Raw genomic sequence first — 18,983 nt, forward strand, 5'->3', positions numbered from 1 at the left:
TTCGGCTGATTGTGGCGTAGTTTTCGATGGTATTTAGTTGGTGAGATGTTGGACGATGGCCAAGTGAGTTTGACATTTTAAGTCTAAATCCTTAATGTGATTTTGTGATGCAAACCACAGCTAGTGAGGCTATGGGCGATACGGCTGACCGGATTGTCGTCCGACGGGGAATGTTTGCGCTGACCCTCAAGGACGTCCAGCTCGCGGCGAACCGGGCCAACCCGTCACCATCGAAATACCATTCGGCTCTTGCGCCTGGCTTTTCTAGGCACGCATGGCGCCTGTCAACACTAGCCGACAGGAATGCTCGACAATATCGGTCTCTCGACCAAAACCGCTGAACTTGACACTACCGCTGGGCAACTCAATCTTCATGACGTTGCGTTTGGTTCATCCCTCAAGCAGCCAGGGCCGATTTTTCCAGTGGTCGCGTACAACTGCGGCGACAGCGGAACGCATCGACGCTGGCACAGCCAGGCCAACCACCGGCCCTGAGCCCAAGCACAGTGGGAGTCACTCATGTGAGCGTAGCTCTGAGCCAGAGGGAAGTCCTCGATCCGAAGAGCCTGGTCAACGTCAGGCAATTCACCGTTGCTGTGCGCCTTAACCCCTCCCCTCACCCTGTCGCGAGCTATTACGACAGGCGCCCGCACAGTCGTTGGCGAACTCGTCAAGCGTCTACCCATCTTAGAAGAGCGTTCCGAAAGTTCAAAAAGGAGTCGATATGGCAAGACTGATACTGGCCCGCACCGGCCGACTGCTGACCGCGCTGACTGCCGCCGGTCTGCTCATTGCCGGCTGCTCGGGCAGCGAAGTCGAGAGCGCCGCCGAGGGCATCGACAACGGACTGATCGGACAGCAGACCGCGGGGGAGCCGCGATCGGGCGGCACCATCGCGTACGCCGGTTACACCGCGGTGAGCAGCCTCGATCCCGCAGCCCGCCAGGACGGTGGTTCCACCGGCGGCACCGAGATGGCCGCACTCTACGACCTACTACTGCGCTACGACCAGGACTCCGACCAGTACGTCCCGCAGCTCGCGGATTCCATGACGGGGAACGAGGACGGCATCGTCTGGACACTCACGCTCCGCGAAGGCGCCACCTTCAGCGACGGCACGCCGGTCGATGCGGCGGCGGTCACCTGGAGCATCAATCGCTATCTGGAAAAGAAGGGCACACACACCCAGGTGTGGCTGGTCTCGGTAGAGGACATGGCGGTCACAAACAACTCGACGGTGACATTCACCCTCAAGCAGCCGTGGCGGGAGTTCCCGGCGCTGTTCACCAGTGGGCCCGGGATGATCGTTGCCCCCTCCTCGACGGTCGGTGGCGACTTCGCTCCCGTCGGCGCCGGGCCGTTCGTGTTGGAGAAGTTCACGTCGCAGGAGGAGTTGGTGCTGCGGGCGCGAGCAGACTACTGGGGTGGCAAGCCTCATCTGGACTCCGTCCGCTTCCCGGCGATCGTCAACGAGACCACGCGACTGGAATCGGTACAGTCCGGCAACCTGCAGATCGCGTACCTGCGCAACCCGGAAAATGTGCGCGCAGCGGCCGAGGCTAGCCTGCCCGGCGCGGTGTACACGGTCAATATGGGCGGCACGGCGCTGATCAACAGCCGAGAGGGCAGACCCGGCGCGGATGAGCGGGTACGCCAAGCGTTGGTGGCCGCGTTCAACCCCGATCTGTTCAACACGCGGGTCCAGAGCGGCGACGGACTGGCGAGCAGCGATATGTTCGCGCCAGCATCGCGGTGGCACGGGGACGTCTCGGGCTCCGGCTATGACCTGGACGAGGCTATCCGGCTACTCAAGGAGGCCAAGGCAGACGGCTACGACGGCAAGATCACCTATGTGGGCACGAACGACCCGGAGACCCAACGCAGCGCCCTCGCGATCGAAGCAATGCTCGAAGGCGCGGGCTTCGACGTGGAGATCAACTACGCCTCCAGTATCAACGACCTGATCAAGGTGCTGTACGCGCAGCACGACTACGACGTTTCCTATGCCGGCTTCAACGTGCTCGACAACGCGCCGTTCATCCGCATGTACGGCAACCTCCACAGCACGTCGGCCTCCAATGTGCTCGGCTATGCCAACCCCGACATGGATGAGTTGCTGGCCCAGCTCCAGACCGCACGCGATGACGATGATAAGCGCCGGGTTCTCGCTGATATCCAGACGCTCGTCAACGAGACCGCGCCGATGGCGGTGTCCTCGCCCTACCGGCTGTTCATGCCGTTCGCCGACAATGTGCGCGGCGTGCAGCTCAGCTCGGACGGCATTTTGCTGTTCGACAAGGCGTGGACCACAAACTAAACCACGGCTCACAAGCCTCACCCCGGCCCCGAAACACCCGGGGTGAGGCTCGTGCAGCAGCGACATCGGTCTCGGGACGCAGCTATGCACGAGACCTCTCTTTGCCCTTTGTTTGTTCTTCCCTGAAACACAGATCAATTTTTTTCGTGAGCAGACGGTACGACCCCGCGATTATCTTTGGAGGCATTCCGATGTATCCCGCAGTACACGCACGCAAACACCCCGAGCGCATCGCTGTCCGCGTCGGCGGCGGTCCAGGCGTGACCTACAAGGAGCTCGACGAGCGGTCGGTCAAGCTGGCACGAGAGTTGCGCTGGCGCGGCCTGCAGGTCGGTGACGGCGTTGCAGTCCTAGCTGAAAATCACGAGCGTTACTTCGAGATCTACTGGGCTGCAGTGCGTTCGGGATACTACATTACTGCGATCAACCGGCACAGCACGCCCGATGAGGCCGCGTACATCATGGCGGACTCAGGTTCGAAAGCGCTGATCTGCTCGCACGGTTTGCGCGAGACCGCAGTGGGCCTGCTGCCGCTCCTCAAGGACGGCGTGCATCGCCTGATGTTCGATGGCGTGATCGACGGTTTCGAATGCTATGAGAATTTGTTGGAACGGCAACGAGCCGATTCCCTCGTAGAGGAGCCCCGCGGCCAGTTAATGCTCTACTCATCCGGCACCACCGGCCAACCCAAGGGCGTCAAGCGCGCGCTGACCGGTCTGCGGGTGGACGATCCTGCCGCACCGCGGAATTCCGACCTGATCCGCAAGATCACTTCGATCGATCAGGACTCGGTGTATCTCGTGCCAGGTCCGCTTTACCATGCCGCTGCGTTCAACTGGTCCCTCGCGGTCCAAGAGATCGGAGGGACCGTGGTGGTCATGCCGAAGTGGGATCCAGAGCATTTCCTTGCGCTGATCGAGAACCAGGGAGTGACCCATACACAGGTAGTCCCCACAATGATGGTGCGCCTTCTCAAGCTCGACCCCGAGGTCCGCGCGCGACACGACATGTCCTCTCTCAAAGGACTGCTGCACTCCGCGGCTCCGTGCCCGGTCGACGTCAAGCACGCGATGCTCGACTGGCTCGGGCCGATCGTCGACGAGTATTACACCGGCACGGAAGGCAACGGCGTCACGTTCATCGCGGCCCGGGACTGGCAGCAGCGCCCCGGATCCGTCGGCCGGCCGGTGATCGGCATCATCCACATCTGTGATGACGACGGCCAAGAACTGGCCACCGGCGAGGTAGGAACGGTGTATTTCGAGCGGGCCGGAACCGTATTCGGTTACCACAACGACGCCGCGAAAACCGCTGGTGCGATGCACCCGGACCATCCAACCTGGTCGACTATCGGGGACATGGGCCGCGTCGATGAGGATAACTACCTGTTCCTGACCGACCGCAAGGCGTTCATGATCATCTCCGGTGGGGTCAACATCTATCCCGCCGAAATCGAGGGGCGCATGGTTATGCACCCGGCCGTGGCCGATGTCGCTGTATTCGGTTTGCCCGACGCGGACATGGGCGAGTACGTGCATGCTGTGGTGCAGCCAACCGCAGGCGTCGCGGCCACCGCGGAGCTTGCTGCGGAGATCATCGATTTCGCCCGCGACGGGCTCTCGCGTTACAAGGTTCCCCGCGTCCTGGACTTCCTCGACGAGCTGCCACGGCTGGAGTCGGGCAAGCTCCGTAAGGATGTGCTGCGCGCAGACTATCTGAGTGCGAGATCGAGCCTGACCTGATCTCGCGCCACTTATACAGAATCTGGGAGTCGGAATCCGATCTTGGTCTCACTGCTGGTGACATGCTGCGTGATCGTGAAGGCATGGCCCAGATAGTGACTGACTTTGCACGGACAACTTTATGCAGGTGAAAGCTTTTTCGGCACTTTCACAGACGCCCGAAACCCCTTGAATGCTCCTTGTAAGCGAAAGGGGCTCTTCACTATTGCCCCGCGGACCAATAGTGAAGAGCCCAATCTGAGCCAGGCTAACCAAGACGTCAGTCTGTGTCAGTTTCAGAAGGCGACTGCACACATTCCTGGGGTTTTGTCGTCGAGTGCAGTCGTCTTCTGAAACTGACATGGGCTACGCGAGGGTCTCGACTACCGATGAAACTGCCGATCCACAGAGCGACGCTCTCAGCGCTGCCGGCTCTTTCAAAGTCTGGACCGAAACCGCGTCCGGTGCAACGACCACCCGGCCGCAACTGACCGATCTTCTTTCCCATCTTCGCGACGGAGACACCCTTGTTGTCTGGCGCCTCGACCGGCTCGGTCGCTCACTGCCCCACCTGCTGCAGACGGTGGAAGATCTCGCCGCCCGCGGTGTCGGATTCAAATCGTGGACCGAAGCCATCGATACCACCACCTCCGGTGGCGAATTGCTCGTCTCCATCTTCGGTGCTCTCGCAGAATAGGAACGAAATTTGATCCGGGAACGCACCCAGGTCGGTCTCGCCGCGGCCCCGGCCCGGGGGGGCACCGAGGGCCGGCCACCGAAGATGACGTCGACGAAACTCGCCCAGGCACAACGGATGCGGGATAACGGGATGCATCTGACCGACATCGCCGAGATCATCGGCGTCGGCCGGACCGCCCTCTACGGGCACCTGAAGTGATACTCGGCAGTGAATCTATCAAGCAACACCACGCGCAAACCGAGGAGGTCGCTTCACCAGTAGATACTTGAAGAAGTTGGTCCGGGCGCCGGCGATGCTCTCGGTCAGCGCCGTCGCAGTCACTGACTGCGCCAATGCCGAAGCCAACCGTCCGGACAGATAGGAAAGGAACACTGTGAAGCACGATGTCATCGTCATCGGTGCGGGCTATGCGGGGTTGACCGCAGCACGATCCCTGCACAGCGCCGGAATGCGAGTGATCGTACTCGAGTCACAGAACCGGGTCGGGGGTCGCGCGCTGACCGAACGCACGGAAGAGCACCCGATCGATCTAGGGGGGCAATGGACCGGCCCCGGTCAACTGCGGATTCGTGCACTAGCCGATCACTACGGTCTCACCACTTACCCGTCGCATACCACCGGATCGGAACAAATCCTCGAAAGCACGAGCCACGGCGGAAACGGCATCATCCATCGACTGAATATGCTTCCCCATCTCATGACCTTGCTGCCGGCCGTTGTGCGACTGCACCACCTCGTCAAGAAAACCGACCCGACGCAGCCGTGGCACTCGAAGATTGCGGACCGCTGGGACACCACGACCGTCGAGGAATGGCTCGAAACCGCCGTCACATCACGCCGAGCCCGACGATGGGCCGACGCAACACTTCGAGAAGCCGTATCCACCGATCTCGGTAACATTTCGATGCTGGCACTCGCGAACGAGATCGCCTCCGCAGGCGGCCTGCGGTCGACCATGGGATTCGAGGGTGGCGCTCAACAAGACCTGTTCGTGGACGGCGCCGACCGCCTTCCCACACTGATGGCTGCCGAACTCGACGTGCGACTCGACAGTCAAGCCCAGGCAGTATCTCGATCCGGCGGGTCCTATCGCGTGACAACGAGCACCGGCGTTCACCACATGGCCGATCGGATTGTCGTCGCCACCCCACCCCCACTCACCAGGGAGATCGATTTCGAGCCGGCACTACCTCCAGCCCAACTCGAGGCGCTGAACAATCTCTGGATGGGATCAGTGCTGAAGATGTTCGCGATCTATGACCGCCCGGTCTGGCGGGAGGACGGAAAATCCGGGATGGCATTGCTTCCCGACGGACCGGCAACGACGGTTGCCGACGTCTCGCCTCCCGGAGGGCCGGGACATATCTGCATTCTGGCGTGTGGACGCGATGCGGACCGACTCTCTGCCATGGACCCCGACATCCGACGCAGGACAGTTCTGGACGCTCTCGAACGGCTCTTCGGACAGAAAGCCCGAACTCCCCGGACCTGGTTGGAGAAGAACTGGACCGAGGACCCCTGGGCACGCGGCGGCTACAGCGCGCTCCCTACGCCTGGAACTCTCGCCTCGATTGCCAGTGCGCACACACAACACACTGACGGAATCTATTGGGCGGGAACGGAAACCGCCCGACAGTGGCAGGGCTTCTTCGAAGGAGCTATCGAGTCCGGAGAGCGTGCGGCAACCGAAGTCATTGACGACCACGTCGCGACTGCGACCCCGGCACTCCGGGAAGAACCTCTCGCATGAGCTGACGCCCCCTCCGCCATATACAGAGAACCGCTCTCGACAGGCGACATTGACACATTAAGGGTTGTCCCTTAATCTCTAGGTATGATCCAGACCACGTCTCGACAGGCGATGATCGAGGCCGCCGAACAGATCATCGCCGAACAGGGATTGCACGCACTGACGCTGACTGGCGTCCAGTTCGCGGCGAACCAATCCAACAAATCGGCAGCGAAGTACCACTTCGGCTCTCACGACGGTCTTATCGAGGCACTGGTCGAAGCCCGCATGTCTCCCGTCGACACCCGCCGACAGGAAATGCTCAACGAGATAACACGCTTGGGAGCCCCGCCGACCATCCGACAAGCCGTCGAGGCCCTCGTCCGGCCGCTCGCAGCGGAAACCCTCGGCCGACCCGGCAGCCGATATGGGCGCTTCCTCGTCCAAGCCCTGTTCAATCCGGCTCTCGCCGACCTGATCCGGAAGCACATGAGAGCGGAAAGCTACAACCACGTGCGGGACCTGCTGATCGAACTCTGTCCTGCCCCAAACCCGATCGCGATCTGGCGCACCGACAGCATCGTCATGCACAACATGACGATGCTCGCCGCGCAGGAAGCGGCTGATCGCACCCCCGCAGAGAGCACGGCGATCGTCTCCGATCTCGTCGATACCTGCGTAGCCATGCTCGAGGCACCGATCTCGACGACTACCACCGAATCCTTAGGAGCGACCTCATGACATATGCACTTCCGGCGACTGCCGCACCCACTCCGACCGATCCTCTCGCTTACTTCGGGCCGATCATCGCCCCACGGACCGCAGCGAACATGGAAGTCCTTCCCTACGAACTATTCTCGCTGGAACCACAGACGCCGACCATCGGGGCCGAAATCTCCGGAATACGATTGGGCGGAGACCTGTCAGACGAGGTAATGGCCGAACTACGCCGCGCACTGATCGAATGGAAGGTCCTCTTCTTCCGGGACCAGAACATCGAACGCGCGGACCACCGTGCCTTTGCCGAAGCCTGGGGCGCCCTCGAACAGCACCCGTTCTACCGCTACACCCAACCAGGGCAAAGCGATGTCGACGTCGCCACCCTCGCCAAGGACGCAGCCGCCGTCGGCGCCGAAAACATCTGGCACAACGACGTCACGTGGCACGAATTCCCCTCGTTCGCAGCAGTTTTGCGTGCCATCGAGATCCCCGCCGTCGGCGGCGACACACTCTGGGCCGACACCGGCGCGGCATACGACCTACTTCCCGACGACATCAAAGCCCGGATCGATCACCTCGAAGCCGAGCACGACTGGATCACCTCGTTCGGGTCCGGGATGCCACAGGACGCGATCGACACGCTCCGACCGAACTTCCCACCGGTACACCACCCCGTCGTGCGAGTGATCCCGGAGACCGGCCGGCGCGTTCTTTTCGTCAATGTCGCTTTTACGCAACGGATTCTGGGCGTATCGAAGGAAGAATCGAACGAGTTGCTGCGCCTGCTGTACCGCCACCTGATGCGCCCCGAACTGCAGGTTCGTTTGCGTTGGAAGCCGAACACCATCGCTTTCTGGGACAACCGGACATGCCAGCACTACGCGTCGAGCGACTACTACCCGGCACGCCGTGTGATGGAGCGGATTTCGATCGTCGGCGACAAGCCTGTCGGCCTCTCCCGATAATCTGCAACAACAAGGAACGGCGACTTCACACAATATCGCGGCGAACCGAGGGCGAATCGTCGCCGCCCTCGGTTTCGTCATCGCACTCTCGAATTGCCCTCGGGCTTCGCAGGGTCATCTGTGATGTGCTTATGGACAAGACCTTTCATAAGCGATTTGACCGCTCGACTACGTGGGAATCCCCACCCCAGGATTGATCTAGAAGAACTAATTCTGTTGCGCCAGTAACTTACTGATGAAATCAGCAACAGTTCAAGAACCCGTCGGAAGCCACAGCTTCCGCGTCGAACATTTCACAACGGGTCCAACGCCCCATCTCCGGACGCCTGATCGTCCGGCCATCTACAGGAGTGTCATCGTGACCGAAGTACCCACCTTGCCTGTCCACACCGATCTGCGGTCCGTACTCGAGACGCGCAGCAGCTGCCGAGGGTTCCGACCGGACGCCGTTCCGCGTGAGACGATCGAGCAGATCCTCGAGATGGCGCAGCGCACTCCCTCCTGGTGCAACACGCAGCCCTGGCAAGTTTCGATCACCGAAGGGGAAAGCACCGAGCGCTTCCGGAAGGGACTCGCCGAGTACGTTCGAACGTCCCCGCAGGAGCCCGACTTCCCTTTCCCAGCAGAGTACCGGGGTGTGTACGGCGCGCGCCGCAAGGAATGCGCAATGCAGTTGTATTCGAGCGTGGGCATCGCGGCGGGTGATCGCCAAGCCTCGTCCGAGCAGACCATGAAGAACTTCGATCTGTTCGACGCACCCCACGTCGCGATCATCACCACCGACGAGGCACTCGGAGTTTACGGCGCGATCGACTGCGGCTTGTACATCAACACATTCCTGCTCGCCGCGCACAGCCTCGGTGTCGCCGCTGTTCCGCAGGCCGCTCTCGCCGGGAGCGCGCCTTACCTTCGCACTTTCTTCGACCTTCCCTCCGACCGCAAGGTGGTGTGCTCGATCTCGTTCGGCTATGCCGACGAATCCCACCCCGCCAACGGCTTCCGCACCGATCGGGCGGATATCGGAACAGTCGTGGACTGGGTGTCCTGAGCTGACGGCCCGCCGCTGCCCACGTCTTCGTTCCACTTGAGAAGGATCCCTCACATGTCGTTGAACCTTGCAGACCTCTTCGAAGCCGTTGTCGACAAACTTCCCGACCGCACTGCACTGGTCTGCGGCGATGAGCGTCGCACGTTCTCCCAGCTCGACCAACGGGCCAACCGACTCGCGCACTACCTCGCCAAGCAAGGTGTCCAGGTGGGTGAGCATGTCGGCATCCACATGCGCAACAGCACCCAGTTCGTCGAGGCACTGCTGGCCTGCCTCAAGATTCGGGCGGTGCCGGTCAACATCAATTACCGGTACACCGAAGACGAGCTGACATACCTTTACAACAACTCTCGGATCGTCTCGTTGATCGTCGACGGCGAGTTCGTTCCGATCATCGCCGGCACCCTCCCCGCCTGCCCTGGCATCAAGAACGTCCTGGTCTTCGGGTACGTGGATGACCCGACGTCGATACCCTTGCCTATCAATGACTTCGACGACGCGATGCGGACCCACTCGACGGACCGGGACTTCGGCCCACGCAGCGATGACGACAGATTCGTCATCTACACCGGGGGCACAACCGGAATGCCGAAGGGAGTGGTGTGGCGACACGAGGACTTCTTCATGGCCGCACTCGGCGGCGGAAACCACGGCGGTGCCGCCTTCACCAACACCGCCGACCTCGCCGACGCTGTCGCAGCCAACTCCCACCCCATGGCATTTCTGCTCCCGGCACCGCTCATGCACGGCGCTGCGGTGTACTCGGTGTTCAGCGGCTTCTTCAGCGGCGCAAAACAGGTTCTGATGCGCAGCTTCGAACCACTCGAAGCGCTCCGTCTCATTCAGGACGAGCAGCTCTCCTGCATCACGGTGGTCGGTGACGCGATGGCGCGTCCGTTCACCGATGCGATAGCCCGCCACGGCTCCGACTATGACCTCACCTCGCTGACACTCGTCAGCTCCGGCGGCGCACTGTGGTCCGCCAGCTCGAAGAACCAGCTACTCGAGCTGATGCCGAACCTGTTCCTGCGCGACGGTTTCGGAGCATCGGAATCCGGGGTGGACGGCACACTCGAGATCGACGCGGACGGCAACATGCGCGTCGTCGGCAACCCCAACATGTTGGTCGTGGACGAGAAACTGTGTCCGGTCGAACCCGGCTCCGACATGCTCGGATACATTGCCCGCGTCGGACACGTACCACTCGGGTACTTCAACGATCCGGAGAAGACCGCACAGACCTTCCCCGTGGTCGACGGGGTACGGATGTCGATCCTCGGCGACATGGGCCGGGTCGAACCGGACGGCTCGATCGTGCTGCTCGGCCGCGGCTCGGTGTGCATCAACACCGGCGGCGAGAAGGTGTTCCCCGAAGAGGTCGAAGCTGCCATCAAGAGTCATCACGCCGTGATGGATGCCGTCGTCGCCGGCACACCGAACGCCCGATTCGGCGAACAAGTCTCGGCGGTGGTGCAACTTCGCGACGGCTTCGAGGATATCGACACCGATGAGATCGCCGAACATTGCCGGGCCTCGATCGCCGGGTACAAAATCCCGCGTTCGATCGTCGTCGTTCCCGCCATCGTGCGCTCTCCCGCCGGCAAGGCGGACTACCGCTGGGCACGCGCCACCGTCGCTGAGGTGGTAGGCGCATGAGCGTAATCCAAGAACAGCACGGCAGGATCCTGCTCATCCGCCTCGATCGGGAGAACAAACGCAACGCGATCGACCGCACCATGGCAGAGGGAATCGACGAGGCCCTCAACCGACTCGACGACGATCCGGCCCTGTGGGCTGGAATCATCACAGGGACAACGACGATCTTCAGTGCAGGCACCGACCTGAGCGCGGGCGCCGACCTGAGAACCGAGCGCGGTGGCGAGTACGGGATCATCCGACGGCAGCGGAGCACCCCTCTGATCGCCGCCGTCGAGGGACCGGCCCTCGGCGGAGGATTCGAAATCGCGCTTGCCTGCGATGCGCTCATCGCTTCCCGTACAGCGAGTTTCGGCCTCCCCGAGGCCCGTCGCGGACTCGTCGCCACATCGGGCGCGCTCTTTCGGGCCGCGCGGGCATTGCCACCGAACATCGCGCGGGAACTACTTATCTCGGGTCGCACTCTGGACCCGGACCGGGCCTACCAACTCGGACTGGTCAACGAGGTGGCTGACGCGGGATGCGCGCTCGAGCGGGCCATGGCGCTCGCCGAGGACATCTGCCTCTCGTCCCCGATGTCGGTACGTGAGAGTCTGCGGGCGCTACGCACCCTGACTGTCGACGAGGACGCACTCGGATGGCAGGCCACCGAACGGGCGATCGAGGTCTTCCTCGAATCGGACGACATGAAGGAAGGCATCAGCGCTTTCTTCGAGAAGCGTCCGCCGCAGTGGCTCGGGCACTGAGTCGCTGGCACACGATGAGAGTCACGACGATGAGAGAACAGACGATGAACGAACTCGTATCGATCAATCCCGCCACGCTCGAGGAGATCGGGCGTATTCCGATCACGACCGAGGAGGAGCTGGATCAGGCCGTCCGGAACGCGGGCTCAGCCTTCACACAGTGGAAAACCGACCGCACATACCGGCAAGAGTTGCTGCACTCTTGCGCGCTCGAGCTGACACGCAAGAGCACCGAGATCGTGCCCCTGCTGGTCAAGGAACAGGGCAAGACGGCCACCGAAGCCGGCGGCGAGATGTGGATCAGCGCGAAAAACTTCACGCACGCGGCTCAGATCGAGTGGGCTGACGAGGAATTCGGACCCGACGTCGCGGGACGAACCGCCCGGATACAACGGGTGCCGCTCGGGACTGTCGCCGCTATCGTGCCGTGGAATTTCCCGGTCTTTCTGATGGTCGCGAAGATCGCACCAGCGCTCGCCGCCGGCAACACCGTCGTCGTGAAGCCGGCCGAGTCCGTATCCCTGGTGGTGGACAAGGTCGTCGAGGTCCTTGCCGCGATTCTGCCGGAGGGCGTGATTCAAGTCGTCCACGGCGGGCCGGCTATCGGCAAAGCACTCGTCGAACACCCCCTGATTCGCAAGGTCACCTTCACCGGGTCCACCGGAGTCGGCAAGTTGATCATGAAACAAGCAGCCGAGTCCATCACACCGGTCACTCTCGAACTGGGCGGCAACGACCCGGCGATCGTGCTCGAAGACGCCGATATCGCCTCCACTGCACAATTTCTCGTGAACTCGGCCTTCTTCAATGCCGGACAGATGTGCGTCGCACCCAAGCGCGCCTACGTACCGGCAGGCAAGGTGGACGAATTCTGCCAGGTATTCTCTGAACTCATGGCCAGGCTCACCGTGGGTGACGGCCTCGCACCCGGTACGACGACGGGTCCTCTTCACAACAAAGCCCAACTCGACTTCGTGCAGGGACTGCTCGACAAAGCAGTGGCCGGTGGTGCCACAATCGTGGCCGGCGGAAAACCCGGCACCGACCTGCCAGGCTATTTCCTCGAACCGACACTGGTCCGCGACGTCGACGATTCCGCCGAAATCGTGGCGTTGGAGCAGTTCGGTCCGGTCTTCCCCGTAGTCGCCTACAACAGCCTGGACGAAGTGATCGCGACGGTCAATGCCCAGGAATTCGGACTCGGAGCATCGGTATGGGGTGCCGACGAAGCCGCGGCGACCGCAGTCGCCGAGCGGATAGACGCCGGATCGGTGTGGGTCAACCAACACAACGCGTTGGAGGTCGAGTTGCCGTTTGGTGGTACCAAATCCAGCGGCTTCGGCAGAGAAGGCGGTCTCGCGGGCATCGAGGACTTCTTACAAACCCGTGTCATCAGTGTCAAGCATATTTCCTGAATCACAAAGCATTTGGGGTCGCTCTCACAACGAGCGGCCCCAAATTTGGAATCCGCTCATCCTCCAGTGGAATTGACATGTCTCTCGCTCACCGATCAGGGTGCGGAAAGGTTCGATCAGCCGGAGTGGCTCACACCGGCACCAGTGCCTGAGAGACAAGGATATTTGTGAATTGGGTCGACATAAGCAGTAACTCACGATCTTTAGCGGATCCCGGATAAGGGGAGAATGCGCAGTCGCTCATTTTGACAGACCCCTGAGCATACGGACTGCCACCTCGGTGACGCGCTCGTCGAGCTGTTCTACAGGAATACCTGTCTCGCGGCTCATCTGCTCACGAAAGATGGTGTAGCCGTAGTTCATTGCGGCAGTCATGACGTGAGCTGCGACCGGATCGAGGTCAGGATGTAGATAACCTTCTTTCTGATCGCGCTCGAGATTGGCTTTGCTGCGATCCAGCTGAGGGAACAGCCGTACGTCAGGATCTCCGTCGAGCACGAGAAGCGCGGTAAGCTGCAAAGCTTCTTGTGCACGGATCGTCTCTTTCAGCACACGCGCGCGCCTCTGCGTGAACGGTAGCGCGCGGTCGGCCTGGAAGATCGCGGCTTCTCCCCAGCTGTGCTGGGCGATTGCAGCACGAAGTAGACCTCTTCTCGAACCGAAGTACTGGTAGACCTGGCCGCGATTGACACCAGCTTCGTCGGCCACCTCCCGGAGGTTGATACCTGCCAGCACACCGTCGCGCTCAAGCAGTCGCGTCACGGCATCGAGCATCCGTTGTTCAGTTGCCTTCCGGTCGCGAGACCTGCGTGAGCCACGGTTGTCCTCAGAATTCTGCAATTCGGTCATCACCCCTCCTCTGGATCGAAATAACGCTAACAGTTCGCGAGCCTGGTCTTGGCCCTGATCCAAGCGGTCGAAAATCCTTGTGATGGAACGCGATTACTGTTAGCGTTTCGTTAGTAACATTATGCTAGTTCACAGGCTGGAGGATCCATGCGCGTGTTCTTGCCGCTTCGACGCAGCGGTGCTCGATCCACTCGATTGACGATCGGCATCGCCCTGCTGACGATGACACTCTTGGCCTCGTGCGACTCCAGCGGCGCGGATCTGACGGAAACACCCAAGGGAGCTGTCGATAATGGGATCGTCGGCGGGCAGCAAACATCCACCGAACCCACCGGCGGCGGCACCGTGACGATGGCCGCCTATTCCAATGTCACCAACCTCGACCCGGCTAAGACCCCGGCGCTGGGCGCGACCGGTGGCAATGAAATGGCGGCTATCTACGACGTTCTGATGCGCTATGAGCCCACTTCCGGCAAGTTCGTCCCACACTTGGCCAAGTCATTGACTGTGTCATCGGATGGGTTGCAGTGGGTCCTGCAACTACGCGACGAGGTTACGTTCAGCGACGGAAATGATGTGACTGCAGCCGCGGTGATGTGGAGCATCGACCGATACACCAACGCAAACGGCCCCGGAAGCCAACTATGGAAGTCGAATGTCGCGTCCGCGGAAACCTCGGGACCTCGCTCGATCGCGTTCACGCTGAAACAGCCGTGGACAGAGTTTCCCGCAACACTCGCCAGCGGTTACGGCATGGTCGTCTCCGCGAGCTCGGTCGCAAGTGAGCAATTCACTCCCATCGGAGCCGGACCCTTCACAATTGACCAATTCAGGCCAAATGAGGAACTCCGACTCACGGCAAGACCGGACTATTGGGACGGAAAGCCATATCTGGATGCTCTGCGCTTCGTCGGGTTGACCGGAGATACGGAAAAGATTGAGGCCCTCAACGCGAACGATGTCCAAGTTGGATTCATCCGTTCCTCTGAGGCGGTACAGCGCGCCCGGACGGAGGGTTATCCCGGCTATATCGAGACGGTGCCCCTCGCCAGCGTCGTCATGATCAACAACCGTCCAGGTCGCCCCGGTACCGATGTTCGCGTGCGTCAAGCCATTGCTCACGCCGTCAATTTGGACACCTTCAACGAACGCGTTGACAAAGGCGCTGGCCTGCCCGGATCCTCGATCTTCCCCGAGTGGTCCCCGCTGCACGGTGAAGTCAGCGGACTGGAGTACAACCCCGAGGCTGCGAAACGACTCCTCGACGAGGCAAAGAGCGACGGATACGACGGACACTTATCGTTTCTGGGCATCGCCGCAGCGAAATCGCAGACCACTGCACTCGCAGTGCAGTCGATGCTCCAAGCTGTGGGCTTCACAGTGACACTGGAGCTGGAGAACAGTGCCGGCGATGTAACCAAAAGACTCAACGTCGCGCACGACTACGACCTCAGCTATTCCGGCATCAGCTTGCCCGCTGCCGCACCCGTCAACAAACTGACATCAGCACTGAACAGTACGTCCAACAATAACTACCTGGCCTGGGATATTCGAACCCACGCATGGACGCCTTGCTCTCTCAGCTTCAGACAACAGCTGCAGACTCGGATGCACGTCGAGAATTGCTCGAAGAACTTCAGGGCCTGGTGAACGAGACCGTCCCGTTCGTCACGCTCGGCGCGGCGCCGACTTTCACTCTGTGGGCGGCCGGCGTTCACGGTATCGAACCAAGCATGGACTCCATCATGCTTTTTGGAAAGGCTTGGCTCAGTGCCTGATTCGGAGCTCCACACCACGGGACGTCCCGAAGTCCTGGACGCGATTCTGCAGGACCGACGAAGCTGCCGCGCCTTTCGCCCGGAGCCAGTTCCCACCGATATCGTCGAGCGAATTCTCGAGATGGCACAGAAGTCGCCATCGTGGTGCAACACCCAACCTTGGCACGCCACCATCACAAGCAAAAACGCTACCGAGCGTTTTCGGCGTGGCTTAGTCCAACACGTGCGTAGTGGACCACGTCAACCGGACTTTCCGTTCCCACATGCATACGAAGGTGAGTATCGCGCCCGGCGACGACACTGTGCGGCCCAGCTCTACGGCGCTCTGGGCATCGAGCCAGGTGACCGTGTCGCGTCAGTAGGACAAGCGATGAAGAACTTCGAATTTTTCGGAGCCCCTCACGTCGCAGTGATAACCACTGAGGACGCCCTCGGTGTGTATGGCGCGGTGGACTGCGGACTCTATGTCGGGACATTCCTGCTCGCAGCGGAGAGCCTCGGTGTCGCCTGCATCCCTCAGGCAGCGTTGGCCGGCTACGCCGAGTTCATCCGCGAATTCTTGGGACTGGACAACAACCGCAAGATCGTCTGCGCAATCTCGTTCGGCTACGCCGACGAAGACCATCCCGCCAATGGCTTTCAGACGACTCGAGAACCGGTTGCGAACGCAGCTTCGTGGGCGCATTAACTCGGCCCCACCCGCCGAGACGAGAGCCCATCCGAGACACCTGACGACAAAATCCCACTCATGGCACGACATCGAAGGACGCTGAAAAACATGGCTGAACTACCCCTTGAAGGCATCCGAGTCCTGGACATCTCCTCGGTTATCGCGGCACCCGTCGCCACTACATTCCTCGCCGACTTCGGCGCCGAGGTCGTCAAGGTCGAGGAGCCGACCGCCGGCGATTTCCTGCGTGGCAATCTTGGAACCCCGGGAAACCGCTCACTGCAGTGGGCGCAGGAGGGGCGAAACAAAAAGTCCGTCACCCTCGATCTGAGACAGGCCCGAGGGCAGCAAATTTTGCGTGAACTCATCCCCCAGTTCGACGTGGTCGTCAGCAATCACCGCCTGCCCACGCTCGAAAAATGGGGACTGTCCCCCGAGTCGATGCAAGCAGTCAATCCGCACGGCGTCTTCGTCTTCGTCACCGGCTACGGTCTGACCGGACCTTATCGAGATCGGGGTGCATTCGACCGGATCGCAAGCGCATTCTCCGGGCTCACCTATGTGAGCGGTGAACCCGACCGCCCGCCGGTGCGAACAGGATTCGCGATGATCGACTATATGGCCGCCTACCTGACTGCTTTCGCCACAGTGACTGCCCTGTACCACCGAGACGCCAACGGTGGACGGGGGCAAATCATCGACTCCTCACTCTACGAGGCAGGGTTCCGGGCCAGTGAGGATGCGCTGCTGTCCTACTCTTCGAATGGCATGATCCGGGAGCGAAGCGGTAACCGTAATCCGGCATTGGTTCCGGCGAGCGACTTCGATACCGCAGACGGCCGCCGGATTGCTGTGCACGCGGGAACCGATCCGCTGTTCCGCCGCCTCGCACAGGTCTTGGGCCGACCCGATCTTGCCGACGACCCGCGCTTCGCTACGCGCGCCGCGCGCGCGGAGAACCCCGAATACCTCTACAAGATCATCGGCGAGTGGACAGCAGAGAAGAATGCCGATGAAGCAACCGAGATCCTCAGTGCGGTAGGCATTCCTGCATCTCCCCTCATGAACGTCGCCGACATCGCCAACAACCCCCATTACCGCGAGCGGGGCACCATTGTCGATGTCGAGGATCCAGATTTCGGCGAAATTTCGATGGTTGCACCGCTACCGCACTTCAGCGAGACGCCGGGTCGCATCGAAACGCTCGGATGCGCATTGGGCGCCCACACGGACGAAATTTACCGAACCCTGCTCGGATTCGATGACGAGGACCTCGCCGAACTACGGTCCGCAAAAGTGATCTGATGCCGATCGACGTCGCAGCCGCACTTTCGGCGAGACCCACCGTTCAGCGCCTGCAATGGACCGAACAGGACGTTTTGCTGTACCACCTGAGCATAGGCGCAGGATCCGATCCAACCGACCTCACCGAACAACGCTGGGTTTACGAGCGAAATCTGCAAGTACTTCCCACCTTCGCAATGGTTGCAGGAAAAGGGATCTCGGCGCCGAGCACTCCGCATACGACGGCGCTACCAGGAATCGACGTTGCGCCCGCGAAACTCCTGCATGCAGGCCAGAAATTGGTTATTCACCGTCCAGTCGCTCCCGCAGACTCCGCCATGATTACAACGCGCATGACAAACGTGTCGGATCGAGGAAGCGCCGCCGTCATCGAAATGGAATCCCTCGCAATGACAGCGAGCGGAGAGCCCTACTGGACCAGTAAAACAAGCATATGGGCCAAAGACGAAGGCGGGCATGGCAAGAAGACCCCGTCGACCGAAACGCCAACAGTATTGCCCGACCGCGCACCAGATATGGTCATCCATCGAACAACCCGTCCGGATCAAGCCCTGCTGTACCGACTGAACGGCGGGCGAAATCCCCTTCATGTGGATCCAGTCTTCGCTCGGCAGGCAGGCTTCGAGCGGCCCACCCTGCACGGATTAGCGACATACGGGATTGTCGGCAAGGCACTGGTGGATGAGATGCTGGGTGGGAATACCGTACGGGTAGGCAGTTTCGATGCTCGTTTCTCGAGCTATGTGTTGCCCGGTCACAGCCTACGAATCTCGGCCTGGAACGAGGGCTCTACGCTTTGGTTCTTCGCCACCTGCCCGGAGCGCGGCGATGTACCTGTGATGACACACGGCCGTATGATGCTCGTCTAATGCGCAACATACGTCTCTGGTCGACAACGCCGGCTCAAGAGTGCTACTCGCAGCCTATGATCGGTTTCCGCTGACCGGTTATGACTGCTCGACAGATACTGGCGGCTATACATGTTTGCCTGCTGCTTGCTTGTGATCGTTTTCGACTCAGTGCCGCGGATCGCCTTTATCTCAGTGAACTCGTACCGTGTTTCCTCGCCGGTCATGTCTCTTCCCGTCCTTCGATAGCGGTAATTGCGGGTGAACCCGTAACCAAGGACGGGGAAATAAGGTGCACGATGCAGTGCGCTCTATCCGGTGGCATCCATGGACGTCATCCGAAGGAAACTCGTTCGCGAACTGCCTCACCCGACCTTCTGGAATGAGGTAGGTCAATTCGTCGGGACGACCGATACGTGCCAGTGAAGCATCATCCCTGGTGGTGTCGAACTAGAAACAGGTCGCCACACAGCTGCCGATCCGAGGGGTTCCCTACAGATCGGGACCGTCGAGTGA

At 61.0% G+C, this 18,983-nt stretch carries 16 protein-coding genes and 1 pseudogene; 15 read left to right on the top strand and 2 right to left on the bottom strand.

Going from position 1 to position 18,983, the window contains the following annotated elements:
- Nucleotides 1–724 precede the first annotated feature (724 nt).
- The 3 genes and pseudogenes from R4P70_RS27970 (at nt 725) to R4P70_RS27980 (ending at nt 4,936) form a co-directional block, all read left to right on the top strand.
- On the top strand, nt 725–2,317 hold the full coding sequence (locus R4P70_RS27970; RefSeq protein WP_064113336.1) for an ABC transporter substrate-binding protein: 1,593 nt from the start codon (nt 725–727) through the stop codon (nt 2,315–2,317).
- 191 nt (nt 2,318–2,508) lie between these two features.
- Nucleotides 2,509–4,059, top strand: a complete 1,551-nt coding sequence (locus tag R4P70_RS27975) for an acyl-CoA synthetase (RefSeq protein WP_317832827.1) — start codon at nt 2,509–2,511, stop codon at nt 4,057–4,059.
- Between the two features lie 340 nt (nt 4,060–4,399).
- Nucleotides 4,400–4,936 (top strand): annotated as a pseudogene (locus R4P70_RS27980) (recombinase family protein).
- Between the two features lie 18 nt (nt 4,937–4,954).
- Here the strand turns inward: R4P70_RS27980 and R4P70_RS27985 are convergent.
- Nucleotides 4,955–5,110 (bottom strand): hypothetical protein, encoded by a 156-nt coding sequence (locus R4P70_RS27985; RefSeq protein ID WP_317832829.1) that lies wholly within the window; start codon nt 5,108–5,110, stop codon nt 4,955–4,957.
- Between the two features lies 1 nt (nt 5,111).
- Here R4P70_RS27985 and R4P70_RS27990 point away from each other — a divergent pair, with 1 nt between their 5' ends.
- From R4P70_RS27990 to R4P70_RS28020, 7 genes are all read left to right on the top strand, one after another.
- A complete protein-coding gene (locus R4P70_RS27990; RefSeq protein WP_317832831.1) occupies nt 5,112–6,488 on the top strand; it encodes an NAD(P)/FAD-dependent oxidoreductase in 1,377 nt (458 codons plus the stop codon).
- Nucleotides 6,489–6,572: 84 nt separating this feature from the next.
- Nucleotides 6,573–7,208 (top strand): TetR/AcrR family transcriptional regulator, encoded by a 636-nt coding sequence (locus R4P70_RS27995; RefSeq protein WP_317832834.1) that lies wholly within the window; start codon nt 6,573–6,575, stop codon nt 7,206–7,208.
- Nucleotides 7,205–8,152 (top strand): TauD/TfdA dioxygenase family protein, encoded by a 948-nt coding sequence (locus R4P70_RS28000; protein ID WP_317832835.1) that lies wholly within the window; start codon nt 7,205–7,207, stop codon nt 8,150–8,152. Before R4P70_RS27995 ends, R4P70_RS28000 begins: the two co-directional genes overlap by 4 nt.
- 358 nt (nt 8,153–8,510) lie before the next feature.
- Nucleotides 8,511–9,200, top strand: a complete 690-nt coding sequence (locus R4P70_RS28005; RefSeq protein WP_317832836.1) for a nitroreductase — start codon at nt 8,511–8,513, stop codon at nt 9,198–9,200.
- Between the two features lie 54 nt (nt 9,201–9,254).
- Nucleotides 9,255–10,856 carry an acyl-CoA synthetase gene (locus tag R4P70_RS28010; RefSeq protein ID WP_317832838.1) on the top strand — a complete coding sequence of 534 codons (1,602 nt, stop codon included), beginning with the start codon at nt 9,255–9,257 and terminating at the stop codon, nt 10,854–10,856.
- Complete coding sequence (locus tag R4P70_RS28015) at nt 10,853–11,602, top strand: enoyl-CoA hydratase-related protein (RefSeq protein WP_317832840.1); 750 nt, start codon at nt 10,853–10,855, stop codon at nt 11,600–11,602. Before R4P70_RS28010 ends, R4P70_RS28015 begins: the two co-directional genes overlap by 4 nt.
- A 29-nt stretch (nt 11,603–11,631) precedes the next feature.
- Nucleotides 11,632–13,017 carry an aldehyde dehydrogenase family protein gene (locus R4P70_RS28020; protein ID WP_317832842.1) on the top strand — a complete coding sequence of 462 codons (1,386 nt, stop codon included), beginning with the start codon at nt 11,632–11,634 and terminating at the stop codon, nt 13,015–13,017.
- Nucleotides 13,018–13,257: 240 nt separating this feature from the next.
- On the opposite strand, the gene R4P70_RS28025 is transcribed toward R4P70_RS28020, so the two are convergent.
- On the bottom strand, nt 13,258–13,866 hold the full coding sequence (locus R4P70_RS28025; RefSeq protein ID WP_221743048.1) for a TetR/AcrR family transcriptional regulator: 609 nt from the start codon (nt 13,864–13,866) through the stop codon (nt 13,258–13,260).
- 147 nt (nt 13,867–14,013) lie between these two features.
- Between R4P70_RS28025 and R4P70_RS28030 the strand changes: the two genes are divergently transcribed.
- From R4P70_RS28030 to R4P70_RS28050, 5 genes are all read left to right on the top strand, one after another.
- On the top strand, nt 14,014–15,516 hold the full coding sequence (locus R4P70_RS28030) for an ABC transporter substrate-binding protein (RefSeq protein WP_317832844.1): 1,503 nt from the start codon (nt 14,014–14,016) through the stop codon (nt 15,514–15,516).
- Nucleotides 15,513–15,644, top strand: coding sequence for a hypothetical protein (locus R4P70_RS28035; RefSeq protein WP_317832846.1), 132 nt, complete (start codon nt 15,513–15,515; stop codon nt 15,642–15,644). The genes R4P70_RS28030 and R4P70_RS28035 overlap by 4 nt, the downstream gene beginning before the upstream one ends.
- A complete protein-coding gene (locus R4P70_RS28040) occupies nt 15,637–16,332 on the top strand; it encodes a nitroreductase (protein WP_317832848.1) in 696 nt (231 codons plus the stop codon). The genes R4P70_RS28035 and R4P70_RS28040 overlap by 8 nt, the downstream gene beginning before the upstream one ends.
- Nucleotides 16,333–16,422: 90 nt before the next feature.
- Entirely contained in the window at nt 16,423–17,619 is a 1,197-nt protein-coding gene (locus R4P70_RS28045; protein ID WP_317832850.1) for a CoA transferase, read from the top strand.
- Complete coding sequence (locus tag R4P70_RS28050; RefSeq protein ID WP_317832851.1) at nt 17,619–18,488, top strand: MaoC/PaaZ C-terminal domain-containing protein; 870 nt, start codon at nt 17,619–17,621, stop codon at nt 18,486–18,488. Before R4P70_RS28045 ends, R4P70_RS28050 begins: the two co-directional genes overlap by 1 nt.
- Nucleotides 18,489–18,983 lie beyond the last annotated feature (495 nt).

Source organism: Rhodococcus sp. IEGM 1241 (genome assembly GCF_033142365.1).
Lineage (GTDB): Bacteria > Actinomycetota > Actinomycetes > Mycobacteriales > Mycobacteriaceae > Rhodococcus_F > Rhodococcus_F erythropolis.